The organism is uncultured Rhodoblastus sp., assembly GCF_903903185.1.
Classification (GTDB): domain Bacteria; phylum Pseudomonadota; class Alphaproteobacteria; order Rhizobiales; family Beijerinckiaceae; genus Rhodoblastus.
The window spans coordinates 1-21,292 of the sequence record NZ_CAIUXT010000248.1 but is presented as its reverse complement, the minus strand read 5'-3'; the positions used below and the strand labels follow the sequence as shown (position 1 = coordinate 21,292).

Annotated in this window: 25 protein-coding genes and 1 pseudogene; 11 read left to right on the top strand and 15 right to left on the bottom strand. The window is 61.1% G+C overall.

The features are described from left to right. Both QZY01_RS23180 and QZY01_RS23175 read left to right on the top strand, forming a co-directional pair. A partial coding sequence (locus QZY01_RS23180; protein WP_294541994.1) for a DNA gyrase subunit B occupies positions 1–1,671 on the top strand: 1,671 nt, incomplete at its 5' end. Positions 1,672–1,716: 45 nt separating this feature from the next. Next, positions 1,717–2,565 carry a hypothetical protein gene (locus QZY01_RS23175; protein ID WP_294541993.1) on the top strand — a complete coding sequence of 283 codons (849 nt, stop codon included), beginning with the start codon at positions 1,717–1,719 and terminating at the stop codon, positions 2,563–2,565. 248 nt (positions 2,566–2,813) lie between these two features. On the opposite strand, the gene QZY01_RS23170 is transcribed toward QZY01_RS23175, so the two are convergent. The 8 genes from QZY01_RS23170 to QZY01_RS23135 form a co-directional block, all read right to left on the bottom strand. Next, positions 2,814–2,981 carry a hypothetical protein gene (locus QZY01_RS23170; protein WP_294541992.1) on the bottom strand — a complete coding sequence of 56 codons (168 nt, stop codon included), beginning with the start codon at positions 2,979–2,981 and terminating at the stop codon, positions 2,814–2,816. 346 nt (positions 2,982–3,327) lie between these two features. After that, entirely contained in the window at positions 3,328–4,050 is a 723-nt protein-coding gene (gene arsH, locus QZY01_RS23165; RefSeq protein WP_294541991.1) for an arsenical resistance protein ArsH, read from the bottom strand. Next, positions 4,043–5,119: an ACR3 family arsenite efflux transporter gene (gene arsB, locus QZY01_RS23160; RefSeq protein ID WP_294541989.1), complete on the bottom strand. Its 1,077-nt coding sequence runs from the start codon at positions 5,117–5,119 to the stop codon at positions 4,043–4,045. Before arsB ends, arsH begins: the two co-directional genes overlap by 8 nt. A gap of 30 nt (positions 5,120–5,149) precedes the next feature. After that, positions 5,150–5,683, bottom strand: a complete 534-nt coding sequence (locus QZY01_RS23155; RefSeq protein ID WP_294541987.1) for an arsenate reductase ArsC — start codon at positions 5,681–5,683, stop codon at positions 5,150–5,152. Further along, entirely contained in the window at positions 5,676–6,032 is a 357-nt protein-coding gene (locus tag QZY01_RS23150; protein WP_294541985.1) for a metalloregulator ArsR/SmtB family transcription factor, read from the bottom strand. The genes QZY01_RS23155 and QZY01_RS23150 overlap by 8 nt, the downstream gene beginning before the upstream one ends. 75 nt (positions 6,033–6,107) lie before the next feature. Further along, complete coding sequence (locus tag QZY01_RS23145) at positions 6,108–6,665, bottom strand: heme-binding protein (protein WP_294541983.1); 558 nt, start codon at positions 6,663–6,665, stop codon at positions 6,108–6,110. 103 nt (positions 6,666–6,768) lie between these two features. Further along, positions 6,769–7,917 carry an alkene reductase gene (locus QZY01_RS23140; RefSeq protein WP_294541981.1) on the bottom strand — a complete coding sequence of 383 codons (1,149 nt, stop codon included), beginning with the start codon at positions 7,915–7,917 and terminating at the stop codon, positions 6,769–6,771. A 194-nt stretch (positions 7,918–8,111) separates the two neighbouring features. Continuing rightward, on the bottom strand, positions 8,112–8,663 hold the full coding sequence (locus QZY01_RS23135) for a thioredoxin family protein (RefSeq protein ID WP_294541979.1): 552 nt from the start codon (positions 8,661–8,663) through the stop codon (positions 8,112–8,114). A gap of 239 nt (positions 8,664–8,902) precedes the next feature. Here QZY01_RS23135 and QZY01_RS23130 point away from each other — a divergent pair, with 239 nt between their 5' ends. Then, entirely contained in the window at positions 8,903–9,673 is a 771-nt protein-coding gene (locus QZY01_RS23130; RefSeq protein WP_294541978.1) for a hypothetical protein, read from the top strand. A gap of 22 nt (positions 9,674–9,695) precedes the next feature. On the opposite strand, the gene QZY01_RS23125 is transcribed toward QZY01_RS23130, so the two are convergent. The 4 genes from QZY01_RS23125 to QZY01_RS23110 form a co-directional block, all read right to left on the bottom strand. After that, a complete protein-coding gene (locus tag QZY01_RS23125; protein ID WP_294541976.1) occupies positions 9,696–10,433 on the bottom strand; it encodes a transcriptional initiation protein Tat in 738 nt (245 codons plus the stop codon). 144 nt (positions 10,434–10,577) lie between these two features. Then, positions 10,578–10,922 (bottom strand): response regulator, encoded by a 345-nt coding sequence (locus QZY01_RS23120; protein WP_294541974.1) that lies wholly within the window; start codon positions 10,920–10,922, stop codon positions 10,578–10,580. A gap of 27 nt (positions 10,923–10,949) precedes the next feature. Further along, positions 10,950–12,374, bottom strand: a complete 1,425-nt coding sequence (locus tag QZY01_RS23115; protein ID WP_294541972.1) for an HWE histidine kinase domain-containing protein — start codon at positions 12,372–12,374, stop codon at positions 10,950–10,952. 99 nt (positions 12,375–12,473) lie between these two features. Beyond that, positions 12,474–13,001, bottom strand: coding sequence for a hypothetical protein (locus tag QZY01_RS23110; protein ID WP_294541970.1), 528 nt, complete (start codon positions 12,999–13,001; stop codon positions 12,474–12,476). 76 nt (positions 13,002–13,077) lie between these two features. Between QZY01_RS23110 and QZY01_RS23105 the strand changes: the two genes are divergently transcribed. Continuing rightward, positions 13,078–13,329 carry a hypothetical protein gene (locus tag QZY01_RS23105; RefSeq protein WP_294541969.1) on the top strand — a complete coding sequence of 84 codons (252 nt, stop codon included), beginning with the start codon at positions 13,078–13,080 and terminating at the stop codon, positions 13,327–13,329. 112 nt (positions 13,330–13,441) lie between these two features. On the opposite strand, the gene QZY01_RS23100 is transcribed toward QZY01_RS23105, so the two are convergent. After that, positions 13,442–14,293: a sterol desaturase family protein gene (locus tag QZY01_RS23100; protein WP_294541968.1), complete on the bottom strand. Its 852-nt coding sequence runs from the start codon at positions 14,291–14,293 to the stop codon at positions 13,442–13,444. A 114-nt stretch (positions 14,294–14,407) separates the two neighbouring features. Next, entirely contained in the window at positions 14,408–15,271 is an 864-nt protein-coding gene (locus QZY01_RS23095; protein ID WP_294541967.1) for a PEP-CTERM sorting domain-containing protein, read from the bottom strand. 170 nt (positions 15,272–15,441) lie between these two features. Between QZY01_RS23095 and QZY01_RS23090 the strand changes: the two are divergent. From QZY01_RS23090 to QZY01_RS23060, 7 genes and pseudogenes are all read left to right on the top strand, one after another. Beyond that, positions 15,442–16,326 (top strand): annotated as a pseudogene (locus tag QZY01_RS23090) (IS1595 family transposase); the annotation flags it as partial. Positions 16,327–16,915: 589 nt separating this feature from the next. Further along, the gene (locus tag QZY01_RS23085; protein ID WP_294541966.1) at positions 16,916–17,380 is read left to right on the top strand and encodes a hypothetical protein; all 465 of its coding nucleotides are present in this window, start codon (positions 16,916–16,918) and stop codon (positions 17,378–17,380) included. Positions 17,381–17,462: 82 nt separating this feature from the next. Further along, positions 17,463–17,711, top strand: coding sequence for a DUF4160 domain-containing protein (locus QZY01_RS23080; protein ID WP_342394924.1), 249 nt, complete (start codon positions 17,463–17,465; stop codon positions 17,709–17,711). Then, positions 17,698–18,111 carry a DUF2442 domain-containing protein gene (locus QZY01_RS23075; protein ID WP_294541964.1) on the top strand — a complete coding sequence of 138 codons (414 nt, stop codon included), beginning with the start codon at positions 17,698–17,700 and terminating at the stop codon, positions 18,109–18,111. Before QZY01_RS23080 ends, QZY01_RS23075 begins: the two co-directional genes overlap by 14 nt. A 296-nt stretch (positions 18,112–18,407) precedes the next feature. Then, a complete protein-coding gene (locus tag QZY01_RS23070) occupies positions 18,408–18,998 on the top strand; it encodes a hypothetical protein (RefSeq protein WP_294541963.1) in 591 nt (196 codons plus the stop codon). A 24-nt stretch (positions 18,999–19,022) separates the two neighbouring features. Further along, the gene (locus tag QZY01_RS23065) at positions 19,023–19,487 is read left to right on the top strand and encodes a type ISP restriction/modification enzyme (protein ID WP_294541962.1); all 465 of its coding nucleotides are present in this window, start codon (positions 19,023–19,025) and stop codon (positions 19,485–19,487) included. Positions 19,488–20,145: 658 nt separating this feature from the next. Beyond that, positions 20,146–21,192: an acyltransferase gene (locus QZY01_RS23060; RefSeq protein ID WP_294541961.1), complete on the top strand. Its 1,047-nt coding sequence runs from the start codon at positions 20,146–20,148 to the stop codon at positions 21,190–21,192. Here the strand turns inward: QZY01_RS23060 and QZY01_RS23055 are convergent. Continuing rightward, the coding region (locus QZY01_RS23055; RefSeq protein WP_294541995.1) for a transposase domain-containing protein at positions 21,176–21,292 on the bottom strand (117 nt) is incomplete at its 5' end. The two genes, QZY01_RS23060 and QZY01_RS23055, sit on opposite strands and share 17 nt — an antisense overlap.

The window sequence follows — 21,292 nt, the reverse complement described above, 5'->3', positions numbered from 1 at the left end:
GTGCGCGGCGAACGCGATGGCATTACCGTCGAAGTGGCGCTGTGGTGGAACGATTCCTACCACGAGAACGTGCTGGTCTTCACCAACAACATCCCGCAGCGCGACGGCGGCACCCATCTCGCGGGTTTCCGCAGCGCCCTGACCCGGCAGGTCAACGGCTATGCCGAAAGCTCCGGCATCGCCAAGAAGGAAAAGGTCGACCTGACCGGCGACGATTGCCGCGAGGGCCTGACCGCCGTGGTCTCGGTCAAGGTGCCGGACCCGAAATTCTCCTCCCAGACCAAGGACAAGCTGGTCTCCTCGGAAGTGCGCCCTGTCGTCGAGGGCGTCGTCAACGAGGCGCTGAGCCAATGGCTGGAGGAACACCCCGCCGAAGCCAAGACCGTGGTCGGCAAGGTGGTCGAAGCGGCCTCGGCGCGCGAGGCGGCGCGCAAGGCGCGCGATCTGACGCGGCGCAAGGGCGCGCTCGATGTCGCCAATCTGCCGGGAAAACTTGCCGATTGCCAGGAGCGCGACCCGGCCAAGGCGGAACTGTTCATCGTCGAGGGCGATTCGGCGGGCGGTTCGGCCAAGCAGGGCCGCGCCCGCGAATATCAGGCGGTGCTGCCGTTGCGCGGCAAGATTCTCAACGTCGAGCGGGCGCGGTTCGACAAGATGCTGTCGAGCGAGCAGATCGGCACGCTGATCACGGCGCTCGGCACCGGCATCGGCCATGACGAATTCAAACTCGAAAAGCTGCGCTATCACAAGATCATCGTGATGACCGACGCCGACGTCGACGGCTCGCATATCCGCACCCTGCTCCTGACCTTCTTCTATCGCCAGATGCGGCCTCTCATCGACATGGGCTGCCTCTATATCGCCCAGCCGCCCTTGTTCAAGGTCAAGCGCGGCTCGTCCGAGCAATATCTCAAGGACGAAAAGGCGATGGACGATTATCTCTCGGCCAATGGCGTCGAGGGCGCGATTCTGCGCCTCGCCTCGGGCGAGGAACGCGCCGGGGCCGATCTGCGCGCGCTGGTGGACGAGGCGCGCCTCGTGCGCAATGTGCTCGGGCAATTGCACAACCGCTACAACCGCATGGCGGTCGAACAGGCGGCCATCGCGGGAGCGCTAAAACCCTTGACCGCGCTGGGCGACGAAGAGGCGGCGCAACGCGCCGAAGAGATCGCGGCGCGGCTCAACGAACTCGCCGACGAGACCGAGCGCGGCTGGGCGGGACGGGCGGAAGCGGGCGGCTATGTGCTGGTGCGCGAAAGACGCGGCGTCCGCCAGGCGCTCCTTCTCGACGCCGGCCTGCTGGCCTCGGCCGAGGCGCGGCGCCTCGACGAGCGCGCCGCCAATCTGCGCCAGACCTATGCGACCCCGGCCCTGCTGATCCGCAAGGGCGAGGAGAGCAGGATCGCCGGCCCGACCTCGCTGCTTGACGCGATTCTCGCCGCCGGCGGCAAGGGCGTGTCGCAGCAGCGCTACAAGGGTCTGGGCGAGATGAACCCCGAACAGCTCTGGGAAACCACGCTCGACCGCAACGCGCGCTCGCTGTTGCAGGTCAAGATCAAGGAAGGCGACGAGGCCGAAGACCTTTTCGTCAAGCTGATGGGCGACGTGGTCGAACCGCGCCGGGAGTTCATTCAGGACAATGCGCTTAATGTGGCGAATCTGGACGTGTGAGGGTTTTTTCTACGACGCTTAAGTCCGAGGGATTCGGAGACGTCAATGGCGAAGAAATCAGTTTACAGCGAAGATAAGGGAGACCTTGCTTTGCGTGTGGTGCAAGATGGCGATTGCTTCACCGGTGCGCTTCTCGTTGGCCGCGAGCGCAAGGCTCTCTTCGAGGGCGATAACCTCGACGACGTCCTGCGGCTGCTGCGGAATGAAGTGGGAAAAGTTCATCCGAATTATTTTGGCTTCGACGGCGCGCGCGGCCGGTTTCTTCATTTCTTTCCGAATGGCTTCGAAACGGAGGCCTATTCCGAAGGATTTGACCGACGGTCGTCCGATTATGTCGGCTTCGAGCGCGAATATAAGCTTAAGGCGAAGGCTAAGCTCAACTCGCTCTTGCCGCTCGGCGAGGTTTTGTCGCGTACGGGCTTGGGGGAAGCTGCGCTTTCGGTCTTTCGAGCAACGAACCTCCTCTCGCCATTCGAGAAAACGCGCCTGCAAGACGTGCTGCGCGGGCGGACAGCCGACGCGTTTGTTCATGGCGCAGCACGATTCGCCATGGGGGATTTGCACGATGGGCTGCTGGAAATGCAGGACGCATTGAAGCCGCAGGATTCCGCCAAATGGACGGTGGTCACCTACCTGCCTTTCCTCTGGCGGCCGGAAGCGCACATGTTCCTCAAGCCGACCGTTAGCCAAGACTACGCTGAACGCGTCGGCCACCGCTTCGGACGCGATTACAAGCCACAACTGGAATTACCGGTTTACGAGAGCTTGCTTGACCTCACGACAATCACTGAGAAGGAAATCGCCGATCTCAAGCCGAGAGATCGAATTGATGTGCAAAGTTTCATATGGGTCGTCAGCGCCTACAAGGACGAAGATGCGATGACGAGGAATTGATCTCCACCAGTTTCCAGACGCAAGTTTCTCGTCCAAGCAGCTTCAGGCGATAAGCTACGGATGGCCCAGTATACCCAAGTAAGCTTTCCGGCAGCAGTAATAAAAAGCCCCGTTTCCGGGATCGCCGGAGCGGGGCTTTTTCAGTCGTTGTTCGCGGCGCGAGGAGCGGCATGGGGCGCCGGCGCGCGGCATGCAATCGTCCGGCGACCGGTCGCCTTGCTGGAAGCGGTCGCCGTTTCAACCTTGTCTTAGAAGTGGGAAAGCTGGACGGCGACGAGGACGATGCCCAGGATGACCGTCAGCGCGGTCGCGGGAATCCAGTTAACAGCTTGCATGATTCGGTTCCTTGCGATTTGAGAGTCCATCGACTGTTGAAAAGAGCGGATCGGTTCCGCTCCGGCTGGCGCCGCCGACATGGCGGCGCTCGCGCCCGTCCATGCGGAGGGGCGATGGCTTCCGAAATGTCGGAAGGAAAGGCCGATGGTATTGATCGTATTTTGCGCCGTAACAGAAATATTGCAACGCACAAAAACGCGTATCTGCCATAACCTTGACGCATAGCGTGTTGAATAGCGCCATGCGGGCGGGTCTTCTGCATCAATTCCCGAAAATCAAACAATCGGAACGTCGCGTCCCTTCCGTTCGGTTGGGCCCATTACCCAAAGAATCCGGCTTCCCCTGCGGGTTTATTCAAACTCATTTGGCATTCTGGCGGGATTGCCGCGCGAAGCGCGCCGGCCCCCTCGGCTTTGCCGGACGATGTCAGATCGAACGCTGGTTGACCCGCTGCGATAATGCTTCCGCGCTCTCCTTGCGCTCGGAATAGCGGTCGACGAGCGCATCGGCGCAGCCGCGCGTCAGCAGCGTGAACTTGACCAGTTCCTCCATCACATCGACGACGCGATCGCAATAGGGCGAGGGCTTCATCCGGTCGTCGTCGTCGAATTCCATAAAAGCCTTGGCGACCGAGGACTGGTTGGGGATGGTGATGAGCCGCATCCAGCGGCCGAGGATGCGCAGCTGGTTGACCGCGTTGAACGACTGCGAACCGCCGCAGACCTGCATCACGGCGAGCGTCTTGCCCTGCGTCGGGCGCACGGCGCCGAGCGTCAGCGGAATCCAGTCGATCTGCGCCTTCATGACTCCGGTCATCGCGCCGTGCCGTTCGGGCGAGCACCAGACCATGCCTTCCGACCAGGTGACGAGATCGCGCAATTCCCTGACCTTGGGATGGTCGGGCTCGCCATCGTCGGGCAGCGGCAGGCCGGCGGGGTTGAATACGCGGGTTTCGGCGCCCAGCCGATGCAGAAGGCGCGCGGCCTCCTCGTTGAGCAGGCGGCTGAACGAACGCTTTCGCAGCGAGCCATGCAGCAGCAGGATGCGCGGCGCATGTTTGGGGCGCGGCGCGACGAACAGGCTGTTCTCGTCGATGGGGCGGAAACAGGACTCGTCGAGGTTCGGCGTGGAATCTTGCAGTTCAGCCACGGGCGCCGCCCCGCAAAACTTCGGCGGCGACGCGCGCCTTGACGGCGGCGCCCGCTTCATACCAGCCGCGCGTGCCGTTGACGATGTGAACGACGGACAGCATTACCGGCACTTCGATCAGCACCCCGACCACGGTGGCAAGCGCCGCGCCAGAATGAAAGCCGAACAGGCCGATCGCCGCGGCGACGGCGAGTTCGAAGAAATTGCTGGCCCCGATCAGCGCCGAAGGGCCGGCGACGCAATGCGCTTCGCCGGCGATCCGGTTCAGCAGATAGGCGAGGCCGGCGTTGAAATAGACCTGGATGGTGATCGGAACCGCCAGCAGCGCGATGACCAGCGGCTGAGCTAGAATCTGTTCGCCCTGAAAGCCGAACAGCAGCACCAGCGTCGCCAGCAGCGCGACCAGCGACAGCGGCTGCAAGGTTTCGAGCAGGCGCCGCAAGGCCGCCTCGCCGCCCCCGGCGATCAGGGCGCGCCGCACCAGCTGGGCGACGAGGACCGGGGCGACGATATAAAGCGCCACCGACAAAAGCAGGGTCTGCCAGGGCACGGCAATCGACGACAGGCCGAGCAGCAGGCCGACGATCGGCGCGAAGGCGACGATCATGATGACATCGTTGAGCGCCACCTGACTCAAAGTGAAATGCGGCTCGCCCCGGCACAGGTTGCTCCAGACGAACACCATGGCGGTGCAGGGCGCGGCGGCGAGCAAAATCAGCCCGGCGATATAGGAATCGATCTGATCGGCCGGCAGATAGGGCCGGAACAGCCCGCCGATGAACAGCCAGCCCAGCAGCGCCATGGAAAAGGGCTTGATCGCCCAGTTGATGAACAGGGTGACGCCGATGCCGCGCCAATGTTCCGCCACCCGGGACAGCGCCGAAAAATCGATCTTCAGCAGCATCGGGACGATCATCAGCCAGATCAGCGCCGCCACCGGCAGGTTGACCCGGGCGATTTCAGCGCCGCCGATCAACTGGAAGAGGTTCGGGAAGAAATGGCCGAGCGCGACGCCGGCGGCGATGCACAGCAGGACCCAGAAAGACAGATAGCGCTCAAAAGCGGACATGTTAACGCTCCGGCTCGGATTCGAGGGTCGTCAGGCGACGTCAGGCTTTGCTTGTTCGCGAGTCGCCCCTTCGAGCCGCCCGATGGCGTCAAGGTCCTTTTGCAGGGTCAGCCGGTCGAGGCTTTTGACCGGCAAGGCGGCGAAGGCCGAGATGCGGTTTTTCAGATAGCGGAAGGCCGTGACGAAGGCCCGCTCCTTTTCCAGATCGTTCCCCTCGACGGCGGCGGGGTCTTCGATGCCCCAATGGGCGGTCATCGGCTGGCCGGGCCAGAGCGGGCAGGCTTCGCCGGCGGCGTTGTCGCAGACGGTGAAGACGAAATCCATGACCTGGGCCTCGGGTTGCGTGAATTCGTCCCAGCTTTTGGAGCGGGCGCCCTCGGCCGGATAATTGTAACTTTCGAGCACTTTCAGCGCGAAGGGATTGACGGCGCCCTTCGGGTGACTGCCGGCGGAAAAAGCGCGGAATTTTCCGGCGCCGTCGCGGCTCAGGATTTTCTCCGCCAGGATCGAACGGGCGGTATTGCCCGTGCACAGGAAAAGCACGTTGAAAACGCGGTCAGACATCGCAGGAGTCCTTCTGCGGACAGGAGGGAACAAGGTCGGCGATCAAAGGGGCGCAAAGTTCGGCGCGGCCGCCGCAACAATCCTTGAGCAGAAACAGCACGACGTCGCGCAACCGCGCCAGATCCGCGCGATAGACGATGGACCGGCTGTGTCGTTCGCCCCGAACCAGTCCCGCATGGGCGAGGATGGAGAGATGGGTCGATAAAGTGTTCTGGGGAACATCGAGCAAGCGCGCGAGTTCGCCCGCGGCTACGCCGTCAGGTTCCCGGCTGACCAGCAGCCTGAAGCTTTGCAGACGGGTCGCCTGCGACAAGGCCCCAAGTGCGGCGAGAGCGTTTAATTCATCCATATATCGAGAATATTAGAAATAAAGTCCGAGCGCAAGCCGGTGCTGGCGTCTCGCGCGATCGGCGGCGCGGAAAAACTAATTCTCGACCTGGATCATCACTTCGTTGCGCCGCATGAACCAAGGGGTCCAAGGCGGATTATATTGCGCGAGCGATGCGGGTCCGATCGCGCGCAGATGGCGCGCCTTGGTGAAGGCGACGAGTTCGGCGGTTTTCGCTTCGACGTCCGCCGCGCCCGCGAGCCCGGAAAAGCGGATCACAGCCAAGCGGGCCGGCGCGATTTTTCGCAGTTTGACGCGTGGGTCGATGGGTTCGGGCAGCGTCTCGAGCGTATAGTTGCTCGGCATGGTGAAGCGGATCACCCAGGCGCCCTCCTCCGGAGTTTGGGTCACCGGGGCCGTCATCGCGATCTTTTCGCTGGCCTTTTGCTGGGCGACGGGCGCGGTCATGTCGATGTTCTGGCGCCGCGTATTGCCGCCGAAAATATAGCCGGCCAGGAGGCGAAATCCTTTGTTCGCCGCTTCTCGGCGCTCGCCGGCGACCGTGACCTCGGCGGCGATGGCCGGTTGATAGTCGCGAATTTCAATGTCGCCCTGCTTGAAGGAGAGCTTGTATTTGGGCTCTTCAATGGCCATGGCCGGCTTTCCCGTGAGCGCAAGACAGAGAAGAAGGCCGAGCAACAGCCCCCGCGCCATCCTGTGAAATCCCCTCCGAAAACACAAAAGCGAGGCCGCCGGCTCAGGCCGGAGCCTTCTCGTCGGCGCGGGTTTCGGCCCGGCTTTGTTCGAGCGTCGGGTAGTCGGTATAGCCATGCGCGCCGCCGCCATAAAAAGTCTCCTGTCCCATCAGTTCGTTGAGCGGGGCGTTTTCGCGCAGGCGCTCTGCCAGATCGGGATTGGCGATGAAGGGGCGACCGAACGACACCAGATCGGCGCGACCGCTTTCCACCGCCTCGATCGCCATCTGCCGGTCGTAGCCGTTGTTGACCATCCAGGCGCCGTCGAACCGCTCGCGCAGCGCCGCATAGTCGAAGGGGATATTGTCCCGCGCGCCGCCGGTGTCGCCTTCCACCACATGGACATAGGCGAGGCCGAGCGGATTGAGGCCCTCGACCACATGATTGAACAAAGTCTGCGGGGCGCTGTCGTGCGAATCGTTCGCCGTCGAGACCGGGGAGATGCGGACGCCCAGCCGATTCGCGCCGATCACGCTCGCGCAGACCCTGGCGACCTCCAGCAGCAGCCGCGCGCGGTTCTCGATGCTTCCGCCATAGGCGTCGGTGCGATGGTTGGTCCCGTCGCGCAGAAAGGCGTCGAGCAGATAGCCATGGGCGCCATGCAACTCCACGCCGTCGAATCCGGCCTCGATGGCGCGGGTGCTGGCGTAACGGAACTCCTCGACGATGGCGGGGATCTCGGCAAGGTCGAGCGCGCGTGGCGTCGAGACGTCGACAAAGCCCTGGCCGGCGACGAAGGTCCTGGTGTTCGCCCTTATGGCGGAGGGACCGACGGGCGCCTGGCCGTCCTTTTGAAAACTGGTGTGGGAGACGCGCCCGGTATGCCAGAGCTGGACGACGATGGTTCCGCCTTTGGCGTGCACGGCGTCGGTGACGCGCTTCCAGCCCGCGACCTGCGCGTCGCTATAGCAGCCCGGCGTATCGGAATAGCCCTGCGCCTGCGCCGAGACCTGCGTGGCCTCGGCGACGATCAGCCCGGCGGAGGCGCGCTGGGCGTAATATTCGGCGGCGAATGGGCCGGGGACGAGACCGGGACCGGCGCGATTGCGGGTCAAGGGCGCCATGACGATGCGATTCGCGAGCTTCAGGGCGCCTGCTTGGGTGGGTTCGAACAAGGCCCCGGCGGAACGGGTCTGGAGAATGTGGCTCATGGCGTGGCTCCTGGAGCGATTATCGCGCTATGACAATGCTGTTTAACGGTGCGAAAAGGCTTGAGGTTCACCTCGCCGGTCCGGCTGGCGAACCTGTCACCGAGGTGAACATTTCCGTCGCATGGGCTTAGGAGCGGCGGTGGCGCATCGGAAGCGTCGGAAACTACCCATGGCCGGGAACGCCGATCGGGTCCTCACGCCTTCCATTTGATCGAACAGCCGATCGACGGCGTCTGGTCGGCGACGATCTGGCCGGTGCGTGCGATCTCGCGCATCGCCTCCACCAGTTCGCGCCGCGCGCCGGCGGGCGGCGGGGTGGTGCGGCCTTCGTCGAGACGGCCGCGGTATTTAAGCTTGCGGTCGCGCCCGAAGCCGAAAAAGTCCGGGGTGCAGACGGCGCCATAGGCCCGCGCCGTAGCCTGGCTTTCGTCGTGAAGATAGGGGAAGGGGAAGGCGTGCGCTCTGGCGAATTCCCGCATCTTGTCGAAGCCGTCCTGCGGATGGGTCCTGGCGTCGTTGGAGCAGATCGCGGCAAAGCCGACGCCCTCCTTGAGCAGCACGGCTGCGTCGGCGACGAGCCGGTCGATGACGGCGATGACATAGGGGCAATGGTTGCAGATGAAGACGATCACCGTACCGTTCGCGCCCGCCACGTCGTCGAGGCCGTAACTGCGGCCGTCCGTCGCCGGGAGGCGAAAATCGGGGGCTGGCGTGTCGAAGACGATATCCGTGGGAGTCGTGGCCATGACTTTGTTTCCCTGCGCGTGGGACGATTTCCGACCCCGCGAAATAGAGCGCCGCCCCGGGAAATCGTCAAGTTCGAACACCGGCTTTATCGCCACGATGGGGCCGAATGCGCCTTGAGAACCTGAGCCGGTTCAACTAGCCTCAACAGTGCGGCCCGCGACAGCGGACAAAACGTGACCCGTTTCGCGTCGCCAACGCGGGGGGGCGGCGGACCGATTTCCTGGCCCGAATGGATGGCATGAACGCAATCGTCGACAACGCCGGCGCCATTTTCGTGGCGACGCTGATTTCGCTCTCCTGCGCCGCCTATCTGGGCGATTTCGCCCGCCGGCGGTTCGCCGCGCTCAAGGGCGACGACCGCGCCGATTTCGGCGATGTGCTGGCGGCGAGCCTGACCCTGCTCGGCCTGCTGATCGGCTTCACTTTTTCGATGGCGGCCAGCCATTACGACCAGCGCAAAAATTACGAGGAGGCGGAAGCCAACGCCATCGGCACGGCCTTTGTGCGCGCCGACCTGCTGCCGGCCCCGCAAGCCGCGCAGACGCGGGAGCTGCTCAAGCTCTATCTCGATCGGCGGATCGCGTTCTACACCGCCGGCGACGCGGCGCAGCTGGCGCAAATCGACGCCGAGACCTCGCGCCTTCAGGCCCGATTATGGTCGGTGGCCAGGACCGCTGGCAACGCCCAGCCGACGCCCTTGATCGCTCTGGCGGTGGCGGGGACGAACGACGTCCTCAACGCGCAGGGCTTCACCCAGGCCGCGTGGTGGAACCGCATCCCGCTGGCCGCATGGAGCCTGATGGCGTCGGTGGCGGTTTGCTGCAACCTGCTGCTCGGCTTTCACGCGCGACGGTCGGGTTTCCTTTTGTTCCTGATTTCGCCGCTGATCCTCGCCATCGCCTTTTTTCTGATCGCCGACATCGACAGTCCGCGCGGCGGCGTCATCCGCGTGGCGCCGCATAATCTGACCAATGTCGCGCAGATGTGGGCGGCGTCGCCGCAACCGTGAGCGGCGCCGTTCGTCCGGCCATTCACTGCACGTAATAAAATCCGGCCAGCTGGAATTCCGGCAGGGTCCCGACAATGCCGGGCGTCAGCACGACGCCGGGAAGGAGATGATTGGTCAGTTCCGCGCTCAACGCCTCGGGCGACAGCTTGTCGGGATTGACTCCGTCAGCGATCAGTCTCCCGGCCAGTTCCCAAATCGTGTCATGGCAGGCGAGGAACACCGCGCCGCGCTTTTGCAGCGCCTGTATCGCCGCTTTCCGCTCGGCGAACAAGGCCGGGCTGGCCGGGGGGTCTTTCGGGTTGGCGGCGATTTTCGCCAGCTTGTACTTGTCCCAGACGGCCTGATCGAGCAAGGCGAGATGCGCGGAGCCATGGGTGGCCGAAACAGCGAGAAAATTCGGATGGCGCCAGGATAACACCTGCACATCGAGCGCATCGCGCATCAGATCGAGCCAGGGGCCGCCGAGATCGGCATTGTTCCAGATCTGCTTCTGGTTGCCGCGATAGGCCAGCGTCGCCTCCAGCGCCTCGTAATCCCAAAGATCCTTGCGGTCGAGAATCATCGGCACGGTCTGGAAATCGCGGCGGCGCGGCGCCTTTTCGAGCCGTGTCGCGAGATTGGCGAGATTATCCGAGCCCGGAGGCAGTTTGGCGGTTTTCCCGGCTTCCGCGCGCGCCGCGCCGAATCCTGCGAGGCCGACTGCAAAGCCCAAACTCAACGCGAGGAGCGCCTCACGCCGCCTCATTCCTGAACCGCTCATCGTCATTCCCTCGTTGCCATCCCGACCGTTTCTCGGCGCCATCGGCCCGGATCGGCGACGAAAGTCGGGACGCTTCGCCGGGCGACAGCGCATTCCCGAAAATCCGGCGCGTTTTGCGACAAAACAGGCCGTTCACCGAATCCGTCAGCTGGAAAAGCCGCGCACGCGCTGGAGCAGGTCCTGGTCGTCGAAGGGCTTGTTGACGACGAAGGCGTCGCGGAAATGGATCGGCAGATGGTCGCGTCCGTAACCGGTGACGAAGACGAACGGCACGCCGCGGCGCGCCAATATGTCCGCGACATCGTCCACCTTGCCGCCGACGATATTGACGTCGAGCAGGGCGCCGCACAATTCCTCGTCCTCGGCCAGCTTCACCGCCTCGTCGAGCGTGCCCACGGGACCGATCACGTCGTACCCGTCATCTTCAAGTAAGCCCCCGATATGGGCCGCGAGAAGGAATTCGTCTTCGATCACCAGAATGCGAGACATTGATACCTCCAGACGCTACAGGTTCAGTCAAGCAATGCTTCGACCCAAAGGCAAGCTTATTTTACATGCCAATCCCTCGGGAGCAAAATTCAGCTCCACTTTGCCCTGCAGGGAGTGGGTAAGACTGGACTCGATCAAACGGGCGCCAAAGTGTTTTTCGATCCGGGCCGCGACGGGCGGACCGCCACTTTCGATCCATTCGAACCTTAGCAATTCCGAGGAGTTGGCCGCCTCCAGCCGCCAGCGCAGATCGAGCCGTCCTTCGGGGCGCGACAGCGCGCCATATTTGCGCGCATTGGTCCCCAGCTCATAAAGCACCATGCCGAAATGCATGGCCGCTCCCGGCCCGAGAGAGGCTTCCGGCCCCTCGCAGCGGATGCGCGAATCGGACCCGGAAGGCCCCAGAGTCAATTGCTCGCGAATCAGTTCGTCGAGCCTTGCGCCCTTCCAGCCGGCGCGGGTCAGCAGCGTATGGGCGCTGGCCATGGCGCGCACGCGGCCCTTGAAATTGTCGAAGAAATCCTTCGGATCGGCATAGGCCCTGGCGGTCTGGCTGGCGATGGCCTGCACCATCGCCAGCGTGTTCTTGACGCGATGGTCGAGTTCGCCGATCAGCAGGCGCTGGGTCTCGTCGGCCGCCTTGCGCTCGGACATGTCGCGCAAGATCACGGTGAACAGGGTTTCGTCCTCGACGCGCGCCTGCGAAATCGAGGCTTCGATGGGAAATTCGCGGCCGTCGGCGCGCAGCGCCATCAGGTCGCCGAGACGCCCCATGGTTCTGCCGCTGACGCCAGTGCGGCCGAAACCTTCGACATGCTGGGCATGGGCGGCGCGGAAACGCTGGGGGATGAACCGGTCGAGCGGCTGGCCCAAAGCCTGTTGCGCCATGCAGCCGAACATTTGTTCGGCGGCGGCGTTGAACAGAGTGATGTTTTGTTTGGCGTCGATCGAAATGACCGCGTCCATGGCGGTTTCGACGACGCTCGCCAGCCGCGCCAGCACGGCGACGCGCCGCTGACGTCCAGCGAAATCCGTCCGCAGGCGCGCAAGCCTTATGGCGGCGGCGATGCGCACGATCAATTCACGGTCGCCACAGGGCTTTTCGACAACATCGTCGGCGCCGGCTTCAAACCCCTCGATGCGGGCGTCTTTGCCCGAACGCGCCGACAACAGCACGATCGGCAAGGTTGCGGTGCGCGGGTCGGCGCGCAATTGCCGGGTCAGGTCGAAGCCGCCGATCCACGGCGTCCCGGCGTCGCACAGCAGCAGGGCCGGGTCGGCGCTCCGGCAGGCGTCGAGCGCGGCCAGCCCGTCCGCGGCGAGAACCACGTCAAACCCCGCCTCCCGCAACAGGCCGCCAAGGCTTTCGCACGAAAAAGCGTCGCCGTCGGCGACCACGACGAGCGCAGGTGAGATGGAATCGATCGTATCGGAGGATGATTCGGGAGGCACGCCCCGATTGAAGCACGTTTGCAGCGAAAGCGTAAGCGCGCGCTTTAACGCATTGCCTGCCGGCGGCTCTATTTCATTGCCTGCCGGCGGGCTGGAACCTCACTCCGAGGGGCAAACGTAGATGGCCTTGATGCGCGACGTCACGCGCAGGCTGGGATAGCCATCGCTCACGTTGTTCATCAAAAAGGTGGCGCTTTCTCCGGGCTCGACGATCCCCGACGCCGTGATCGTGACGCCCTGAAGCGACATGGTTTGCGTCCCGATTTCAACGCGGCGTATGATCTTGCCGGGCAGGACATTGTTGACGTCCCAGGTGAAGGCGTTGGCGAAGGCGACGACGGACGGACTTCCCGAGCGGACCTTCTTCAAGTCGGCGTCATCGACCGGTTGGGGGGTGCAGGCGGCGATCTTGTCGGCAAGGCCTTTGGCCGCCAGGCGCGCCCGCGCCTCGTCTTCGCACTCGTCCCGGCAGCCGGTCATAAGATCGCGAATGCCCTGATCGGTGATGTCGGTGGCCGTCATTTTCGCTTTGAGGCAAACATGGAAACAGGTGTCGGCCGAGGCGGCGCCCGGCGAGCCTGAGAAACCCGCTCCGAACAGAGCAAAAAGCAGCAACCTTCTCGCCATCGCGCATTCCTCTCTCGATCCGCCAAACAGCAGGAGGTGGGGGGTCCACCCGGTCGGCGCAACCCCCTGCGCACGCATGCCCCGCACCGTAACAAAGCGCGGTGCGCGCGTCGGCGCGCAATTGCCGGGTCAGGTCGAGGCCGCCAATTCACGGCGTCCAGGCGTCGCACAGCAGCAGTGCCGGGTCGGCGCTACTGCAGGCGTCGAGCGCGGCCAGCCCGTCCGCCATGAGAACCACGTCAAAACCCGCCTCTCGCCGCAGGCCGCCAAGGCTTTCGCACGAAAAGGCGTCGCGGTCGGCGACCACGACGAGCGGATGGGAGGCTGAATCGATGCTGTCGGGCTATAATTTCCAAACCACGCCGCGATCGAAGGTCGTTTGCGCGGAAAGGGTAGGCGCGCTATTCCCGAGGGTCGGAGGCCATGTCCTCGAAGGTTCGCTAGCGCGGCTCCATCGCGGCGGGCTGGGGCGACGGCGGCCGTCGCGACGGGGGCAAAAAGGGATAGGCGAGCTGCTCTACCACCGAATCCGCGAGTTTCTCTTCGTTGCCATAGGCTGCCGGCCAATGCCTGGGCAGGTAGCTGGTTCCAAAAAGCCAGTCCCAGCACGGCAGCATCGACGCGAAATTATGGTCGCGATGGTCCGATAAAGTGTGGTGCCAGTGGTGGAAAGCCGGGGTTGCGAGCAGCCATTCGAATGGGCCGAGCCGCCAGCGGACGTTGGCGTGAATAAAAAAGCCCCAAATGGTGGTCGCGAGCATGAGCAGGGTCGCCAGCATCGTGCCCTGAACACTTTGCGGCGCGCCGAGGCCGGTGACATAGATCAGGACGAGCCCACACAACCGGATGAAGGCGTTATCGACCGGATGGGCGCGCGCGCTGATGAGAAAATAAATTTGCTCGGGATTGTGGTGCACCGAATGGAAACGCCACAGGAAAGGAATCTGATGGGCCCAGCGATGACCCCAGTAGAAGCCGAGATCTGCGACGACGAATCCGGCAAGGCCGCGCACCCACAGGGGCCAGGCGGCGACTGTGGCGTGCAGGCGCCCCGGCACGAGATGGAAGGCCGCATAGGCCGCAATCGACAGCGGGATCGCCAGCAGCAGCGGTGGAATGAAATTGTTCAGACAAAAAAAGGCCAGATCGGCCGGGAGCGACTTGCGAAAGATCGGCTGGGGGCGAACGGGAAACAACCATTCCAGCGGGACGAAAATCACCGAGAGAATGGCGAGCCAGGCGCCGACCCGAACCATGCTGAGAAAATAGGCTTGAAGATGAAGCTGGTCCATGATCGAGGGCGCCGCCATTCACAAGAGAGAGACGAACAGCTTAACATAAATACGCGCCTGGGCGAATCTCGCCCAGGCGCGCAAGACAACTCGAAGCAATGACGACGCGAGGCGTCAGGCCTGCGCCGTTTCCGGGCTCTTCGCGCGGCGGCGCTGGGCCATCAGACCCAGACCGATGAAGCCGAGGCCCATCATTGCCCAGGTGGACGGTTCGGGAACTCCCGAGCCGAGGCCGGGAGGCGAATCGACGCCAGACAGGAAGGCGATCGGCGGAAGATTGACGGTGCTGCCATTGTCGCCCCAGGCGAGGAAGCTCAGCACGTCGGTGGTGGCGTCGGCGGTCAGGTTGACCGAAACATAATTCCAGCCGACCGTGCCCTGGTAGGGAACCGTCATCAGCGGCGACGCGGCAATGCTGGCGTTGGGATCGTTGTTATAATAAAGCGAAGTCTGGCCGTAGATCGGATCGTAAGGGCCCGCATTGTAATTGATGCTCAATCCCTGCGTGCCGAGCGAGACGATCCACTGGTTCGTCGTCGGGCTATTGGAGTTGGTTATGGGATTATAGCCGAACCCTGTCTGCGTGCTGGCGCCCTGATAGAAGCTCAGCGAATAGGTCTTTCCGACTGTCAGGCCGGTGACGGTATAGTTGAAACCGCTCTCGAAAGTCGGATTGCCGTCGGCCTCGACGTAATTGCCCTTTACCGACCCGACAGGATTGCCATAGGTGGTGAGATAAATCGGGCCGGCCGCCGAATTGGGAAAATCCTGCCCATCGATGAAGATGAGGCCGTTGCCGCCGGTCCAGCCCACGGGGTTGACCGAAGTGAAAGGACCCTTGGGCGCGGAGCCGGTATAGGAAGTGAAATCTTGGTTCACCAGCCCCGGAAGCGGGTCCGCCCAAGCTGCGCCGGCCACCACGGACAGCGCCAGGGCCGAAAGTCCTGTGAACGCGGATTTTCTATTCAAAAAAGCCATGCGTTAGTTCCCCCATTTTTGTTAACGAACACCGACCAAACCCTCGTAGGCAAATGGTCCACTGTCGAACGCCTAAATTACTTAAGTGGCTTATCCCTTTGAATCAGGTCCGCCTATAGGTAGCAGCCAGCAGCCTTGACGGCCTGCTGAAATGTTCCTATTTTGTTCCTATGTCGAGCCGCTGGAAAAACGACCACCCCATGTCTCGAGCCGCTTTTGCTAAGCGGTTTCCCGACGATAAGGTATGCGCCCGCCACCTGTTTGAAAAACGCTGGCCGAATGGCTTCGTCTGCCCGAAATGCCAAGGAGCTAAAGCCTGGGCGCTCGATTCCAAGCCATTCACGTATGAGTGCGCCGGCTGCGGACGCCAGACGTCCGTCACGGCCGGAACCATCTTTCATCGCAGTCACGTCTCGCTGCTGACCTGGTTCCAGGCGATCTATGCGATCGCCAGCCACTCCAACGGCATCTCGGCGCTGCAACTCCAGGCCCAGTTGGGCCTCGGCTCTTACAAAACCGCCTGGCTGATGCTCCAAAAGCTCCGTCGCGCCATGGTCGATCCCGACCGCAGCTTCCTGGAAGACATCGTCGAGGTCGACGAAAGCGATATTCCTTATCGCACCAAAGCCGATCCCATCGCCGGCGGCCAAGGCCGCAGCGCCATCGGCAAACTGCACATTATCGGCGCGATCGAGCTTTCGCCCGAAGGCCAGCCCCGGCGCATCCGCTTGGCGCCGTTGGAAAGCTTTTCCGCGCCCAATATCGGCGCCTTCGTCGCCGGCGCTGTTGAGGCTGGCGCCACCGTTCTTAGCGACGGCTTCTCCGCCTACAAGAGCCTGAAGGGTTACAACCATCAGCCGAAGGTCGTCGGCAAAATGGCGGCACACATCGTGATGCCGTGGATCCATCGGGTCTTCGCCAATTTCAAGCGCTGGGCGCTCGGAACCTATCACGGGGTTCGAAAGGCTCATCTTCGCCGCTACCTCGATGAGTTCGTATTCCGTTGGAACCGACGCCGGCACATGAAATCGTCGTTCGATATGCTTCTCGATATCGCCACCAAATTGCCCCACGCCGGATATCGCCGGTACAACGCCACGCCCCGAACGAAACCTGCTCCACCGATAGGCAATAAAGATCATGTCTATGAACACCAGTCTCGTCGAAATCTCCCGGCGCAACCCACTGAATCCACGTCTTCGCCCAAGGACGAAACAACTCTTCGTCCTGTCTCGGACGAACAGCATCCCAACACCTGAAAACTTCCCAATCCTTTACACCAGCATACGGCGGCTGCCCGTCACCTCTCGCATTGCCATAAATGTCGACTCCATTCGCAGACGTCTCACGATCCCAACACGCCTGCCCAGATCCGACCTTAATGACATAGGCTCCATCCCAAGGACGGTTCTTTGATTTTTCTGCGGAATTCAACTCGCAACTTATCGCCACGTAAATCCTGTCACGCCGACCACATTTCGCTCTGCATTCTTGATTGCTAATTCGCCACATCAAAAGCTCCCTCGACATGCTTAATGTATAGCTCAAGCTTATTGATCTTTCCAAACTCCAAATAGCTTTTTTCAAAATAGTTAAAAAATACGGCAAACGCCTTCAATCAACCCCTAAAAAAGGAATAAAATCATGTCTTTGGCCACTCTGCTCACCTCCACGTCGCCTGCCAGCATCGGTCGTTTGATTAGCGAATCTGGCATCAATCTCTCCGCATTTTCCGGCCAGTTTGCAGTAACCAGTCTCGACGCCGAAGCCGCCGCCAAAGCTCAGAAAACAATCGACCAGTTCCAAGCATGGCTGCACATCCATCATCCGGATCACCCCGCTCTCGCACTCAAAATCATGCACGTCGATTTTGCCGTCGAAGCCGCCGGAATCGACAAAACCTCCTCTTTTAGCACCGAAGCCGCCGCCGGCTGTAAAACCGCCAACAGCCATTGCCCCGAAGATCAGACGAAATGGTTCGACTGGCTCAATCGCGCCAACGCACTGCACAAATGCAACTGGGCGGAAGACGAAAACTCTATTCTCCGCGACATTTCCGAAGCCATCGAAAAGAAAGTTTCGATCCTCGTCATCGAGCGTATCGGATAACACAACCATCCAGACACAGCTTAGCCACGGCGGACCGTAAACACACCTTCCCAAGCGGTTAGGTTTTTGATAGAGTTTGACGATGCCAACTGTCTTGCGCATGCACGGCCTACGGGTCGTAATTTACCCGACGGACCACCGTCCCGCCCATGTTCATGTCATCGGCGCAGGCGGAGAAGCCGTTTTTATCCTAAATTGTCCAGATGGACCACCAACTCTGCGAGAAAGCTACGGCTTCAAACGCAGCGATTTCGGCGCAATCATCACCACGCTGACGACAACGATCAACACCCTTTGCCAAGAATGGAGCAAGATCCATGGCGCAGTCTAAAATTAAACTCGAACAAGCCGAACAGCGAATGACAGACTTAAGAGCCTCCGGTTACGCGGTTTCCGCTCGGTACGATCGCCGCAAATCCCGGATTGTCGTCGATCTGAATTCCGGTGTTCAATTCGCCTTCCCCACCCAGCTGGCGGAAGGACTTTCCAACGCTTCGCCAGAAAGCCTCGCTGACATCGAAATCAGCCCATCCGGCCTGGGACTTCATTGGCCAAAGCTCGACGCTGACGTCTATATCCCAGCCATATTGCAAGGCGTATTTGGCTCCAAGACCTGGATGGCGCAACAGCTTGGCGCAAAAGGCGGACGCGCACGCAGCGACGCCAAAGTGTCCGCTTCCCGCGAAAACGGTCGGCGCGGCGGACGTCCACGCAAGTCTACCGCCGCTTGACCTCAAAATCCGAGCGCCAAACTGCCAGCGCTCCATAACTCAACCACAAAATATATGAGCACCGGACCCAACGGGATAAGCCTCTTACTTAATTTCCGACCCTACTCTGGCGTAAGGTCAATCAGCCGTCAATTGGGTTTTCCCGTAAATGGATATAGCGCTTTATCGGTATAATTACGTAGATCATTTATGCAACAACGACACCCAGGAAAGCTAAAGTTAACGCGAAGTTGTTGTAAACGCTTGGAAAATTAGGAAAATTCGCCGAATATCCCAACCTGGGCTTTGTCGACACATTGAAAAATGTCGCGCGACTGGGAAAATTTTCCGGTTATCAGGAAGACCTTTTTGGGGCGCTGTCGGTAGAAAACGTCGAGCGCATCAAGCGGCAGAACCGGCGGAAAATTTCGATCATCATCGGTAGCCCGCCCTATTACGCCAACCAGCAGAACGAAAGCGAGAATCGCAAGAACCGCGAATATCGCCGCATCGACCAGCGCATCAAGGGCGCCTGCATCAAGCAGAGCACGGCGCAGGAAACCAAGCTCTACGACATGTACGGGCGGTTTTTCCGTTGGGCCTCGGACCGGATGCGCGACGAGGGCGTGCAGGCCTTCATCACCAATCGCAGCTTCATCGACAGCCACACCTTCGATGGCTTTCGGCGTTGCGTCGCGCAGGATTTTTTCGAGATTTACGTGGTTGATCTGGGCGGCGACGTGCTCGCCAATCCAAAGCTTTTCGCAACGAAACATAATGTTTTTGGAATTCAGACCGGGGTTGCTGTTTCTTTCATGGTGAAGAGGCGGAACCCCTCATCCGTCTCGCGCTCGGGGAGACACCTTCTCCCGCAAGCGGAGAAAGACGCGAAGCGACGAGACGGATGAGGGGTTGGCGCCGCGCGCGACGCGTTGGGAGTCCGAGGCGAAAGCCCCTCATCCGGCCCTTCGGGCCACCTTCTCCCGCCAAAAGGCGTTCCGAAGGACGCCCATCTAACGACGGACTATGGGGAGAATGGGGAGAAGGGGCCAATCACCAAGGACGCCATTTTTCATTGCGTCTATGGCGTGCTGCATGACCCCATCTACCGCGAAAAATATGCGCAGAATCTCAAGCACGAATTTCCGCGCATCCCGTTCTATCCCGATTTTTGGGTCTGGGCAGGTTGGGGCCAAAGGCTGATGGCGCTGCATATTGGTTTCGAGACCTTCGAGCCATGGCCGCTGACCCGCATCGAGACGCCGGACGCGCGCGCCCGCGTAGCGGGGAGGCTTGGCATTGTAGTTTGCCGCTCGCCTCCCGCAACCGACCCTTCGCGATGGTCGAGCTTGAGCAGGCGTGCGGCGTGCCCGGTCGGTTATTGTCGGCGACACTGATCGAGGCGGGCTGGACGCGAAAGCGACGCTGGCAGGGAACAGCGCATTGTTATCGGTTCTGGCTGCCGCCGACCGCGTGACATCGCGCTGGCGAACGCTCGGCTTCAGGCGACAGCGCCGATGGACCGGTGACGGCGAGAAGCGGAAGTGCGCGAGCAGCTGTCGTTCGTCGCGTAATCAGTCCGGATTTGCGGCGAAGTACGTCGCGCGTTTCGAAAATCACGAATTTTGAGAATCGACGCGACATGCCAGAAACCTGACGCCACGGCGGCGGCTCATAATTCGGCAACACTGGCGTGCGGCGGGCGTTGGCACAGGAGCCTAATATCAACTAGAGCATTTTCCGTTCATCGGAATCGGAAAAATACCATAACTATCTGTTTAAAATTATATTTCTATCCGAAAAGCATTGAGATCTTCCGGGATATGCCCTAACGCTTAACCCGACCGATCAATCAGGGGCAGGCCGAAATTTATGCGCTACCGCACGGACATTGACGGGTTGCGCGCTCTTGCCGTTGTGCCCGTAGTTCTATTTCACGCCGGACTGAAGCCTTTCGGGGGCGGCTACATCGGCGTCGATGTATTCTTTGTTATTTCCGGATATTTGATTACCTCACTCATCGCTGGGTAAATAGAACAAGGCCGATTTTCGATAGTGCGATTCTATGAGAGGCGGGCGCGACGTATATTACCTGCCTTGTTTGCTGTCGTTTTATTAGCATCAATTGCCGCATCGTGGCTGCTGACGCCCCAACAATATAAAATGTTCGCCAAGAGCGTCTTCGCCACCGCTCTGTTCGCGTCGAATATATTATTCTGGATCGAGTCCTCCTATTTCGACTTAGCGGCGACCACGAAGCCGCTTTTGCACACATGGTCGCTGGCGGTGGAGGAACAGTTCTATATCGTCTTGCCAATGTTTCTTGTTATTATTCACCACTGGCTGAAGGGCCGATACATTGCGTGGCTGGTGCCGATCGCTGTGCTTTCTTTTGCCGCCAGCGTATGGGGCGTGGCTCACGAACCGTCTGCAACATTCTATCTCGCTCCGACGCGGGCCTGGGAACTGGCGTTGGGTTCATTGTTAGCGCTCGATGCCTTCCCTCAGCTTCAACAGCGCCTCTGGCTTGAGCTGGCGGGATTGCTTGGTCTTGTTCTGGTCGCTTGGGGTGTATTTGCCTTCACGTACACAACGCCATTTCCCGGCACGAACGCTTTATTTCCCGCGGTAGGGGCAGCGTTGGTAATCTATTCAGGACGCGGCTGCGAGACGACCATAGGGAAGGTGCTTGGATTAAGGCCCTTGGTCTTCATAGGGCTGATCTCTTACTCCCTTTATCTCTGGCATTGGCCGCTGCTCGTCTTCGCCCAAGTCTGGTATGTCGATGAGCTGACGGCTGCGGAGAAGGGCATAATCGTCATCCTATCATTCATATTGGCGGTGCTCTCGTGGAGGTTCGTCGAATTGCCTTTCCGCAGGCCAGCCGGTGTGGTCCGGCGGATGCCCCTATTTGGCGGCGCAGCGGCGGCGATAACGTGTTTCGCCCTGTTCGGACTATTCGGCTACCTTTCGCAGGGCTGGCCTAGCCGGTTTCCGAGTCGTGTTCGCACAATCGCCGCAGCAATTGATGACTGGGAATTTCCAAACGGGCTCTCGATTGTCGTAAGCGTCGCTCCGGCGCCGTTCACTCGTCGGGCTTGAAATTCCAAGGCATCAGCGCCTCGATTTCCTTGTTGGGCCATCGGTTGGCGATTCGCTCCAGGGTCTGTTTGGCCCAGGCGTTGGGATCGACGCCGTTCAT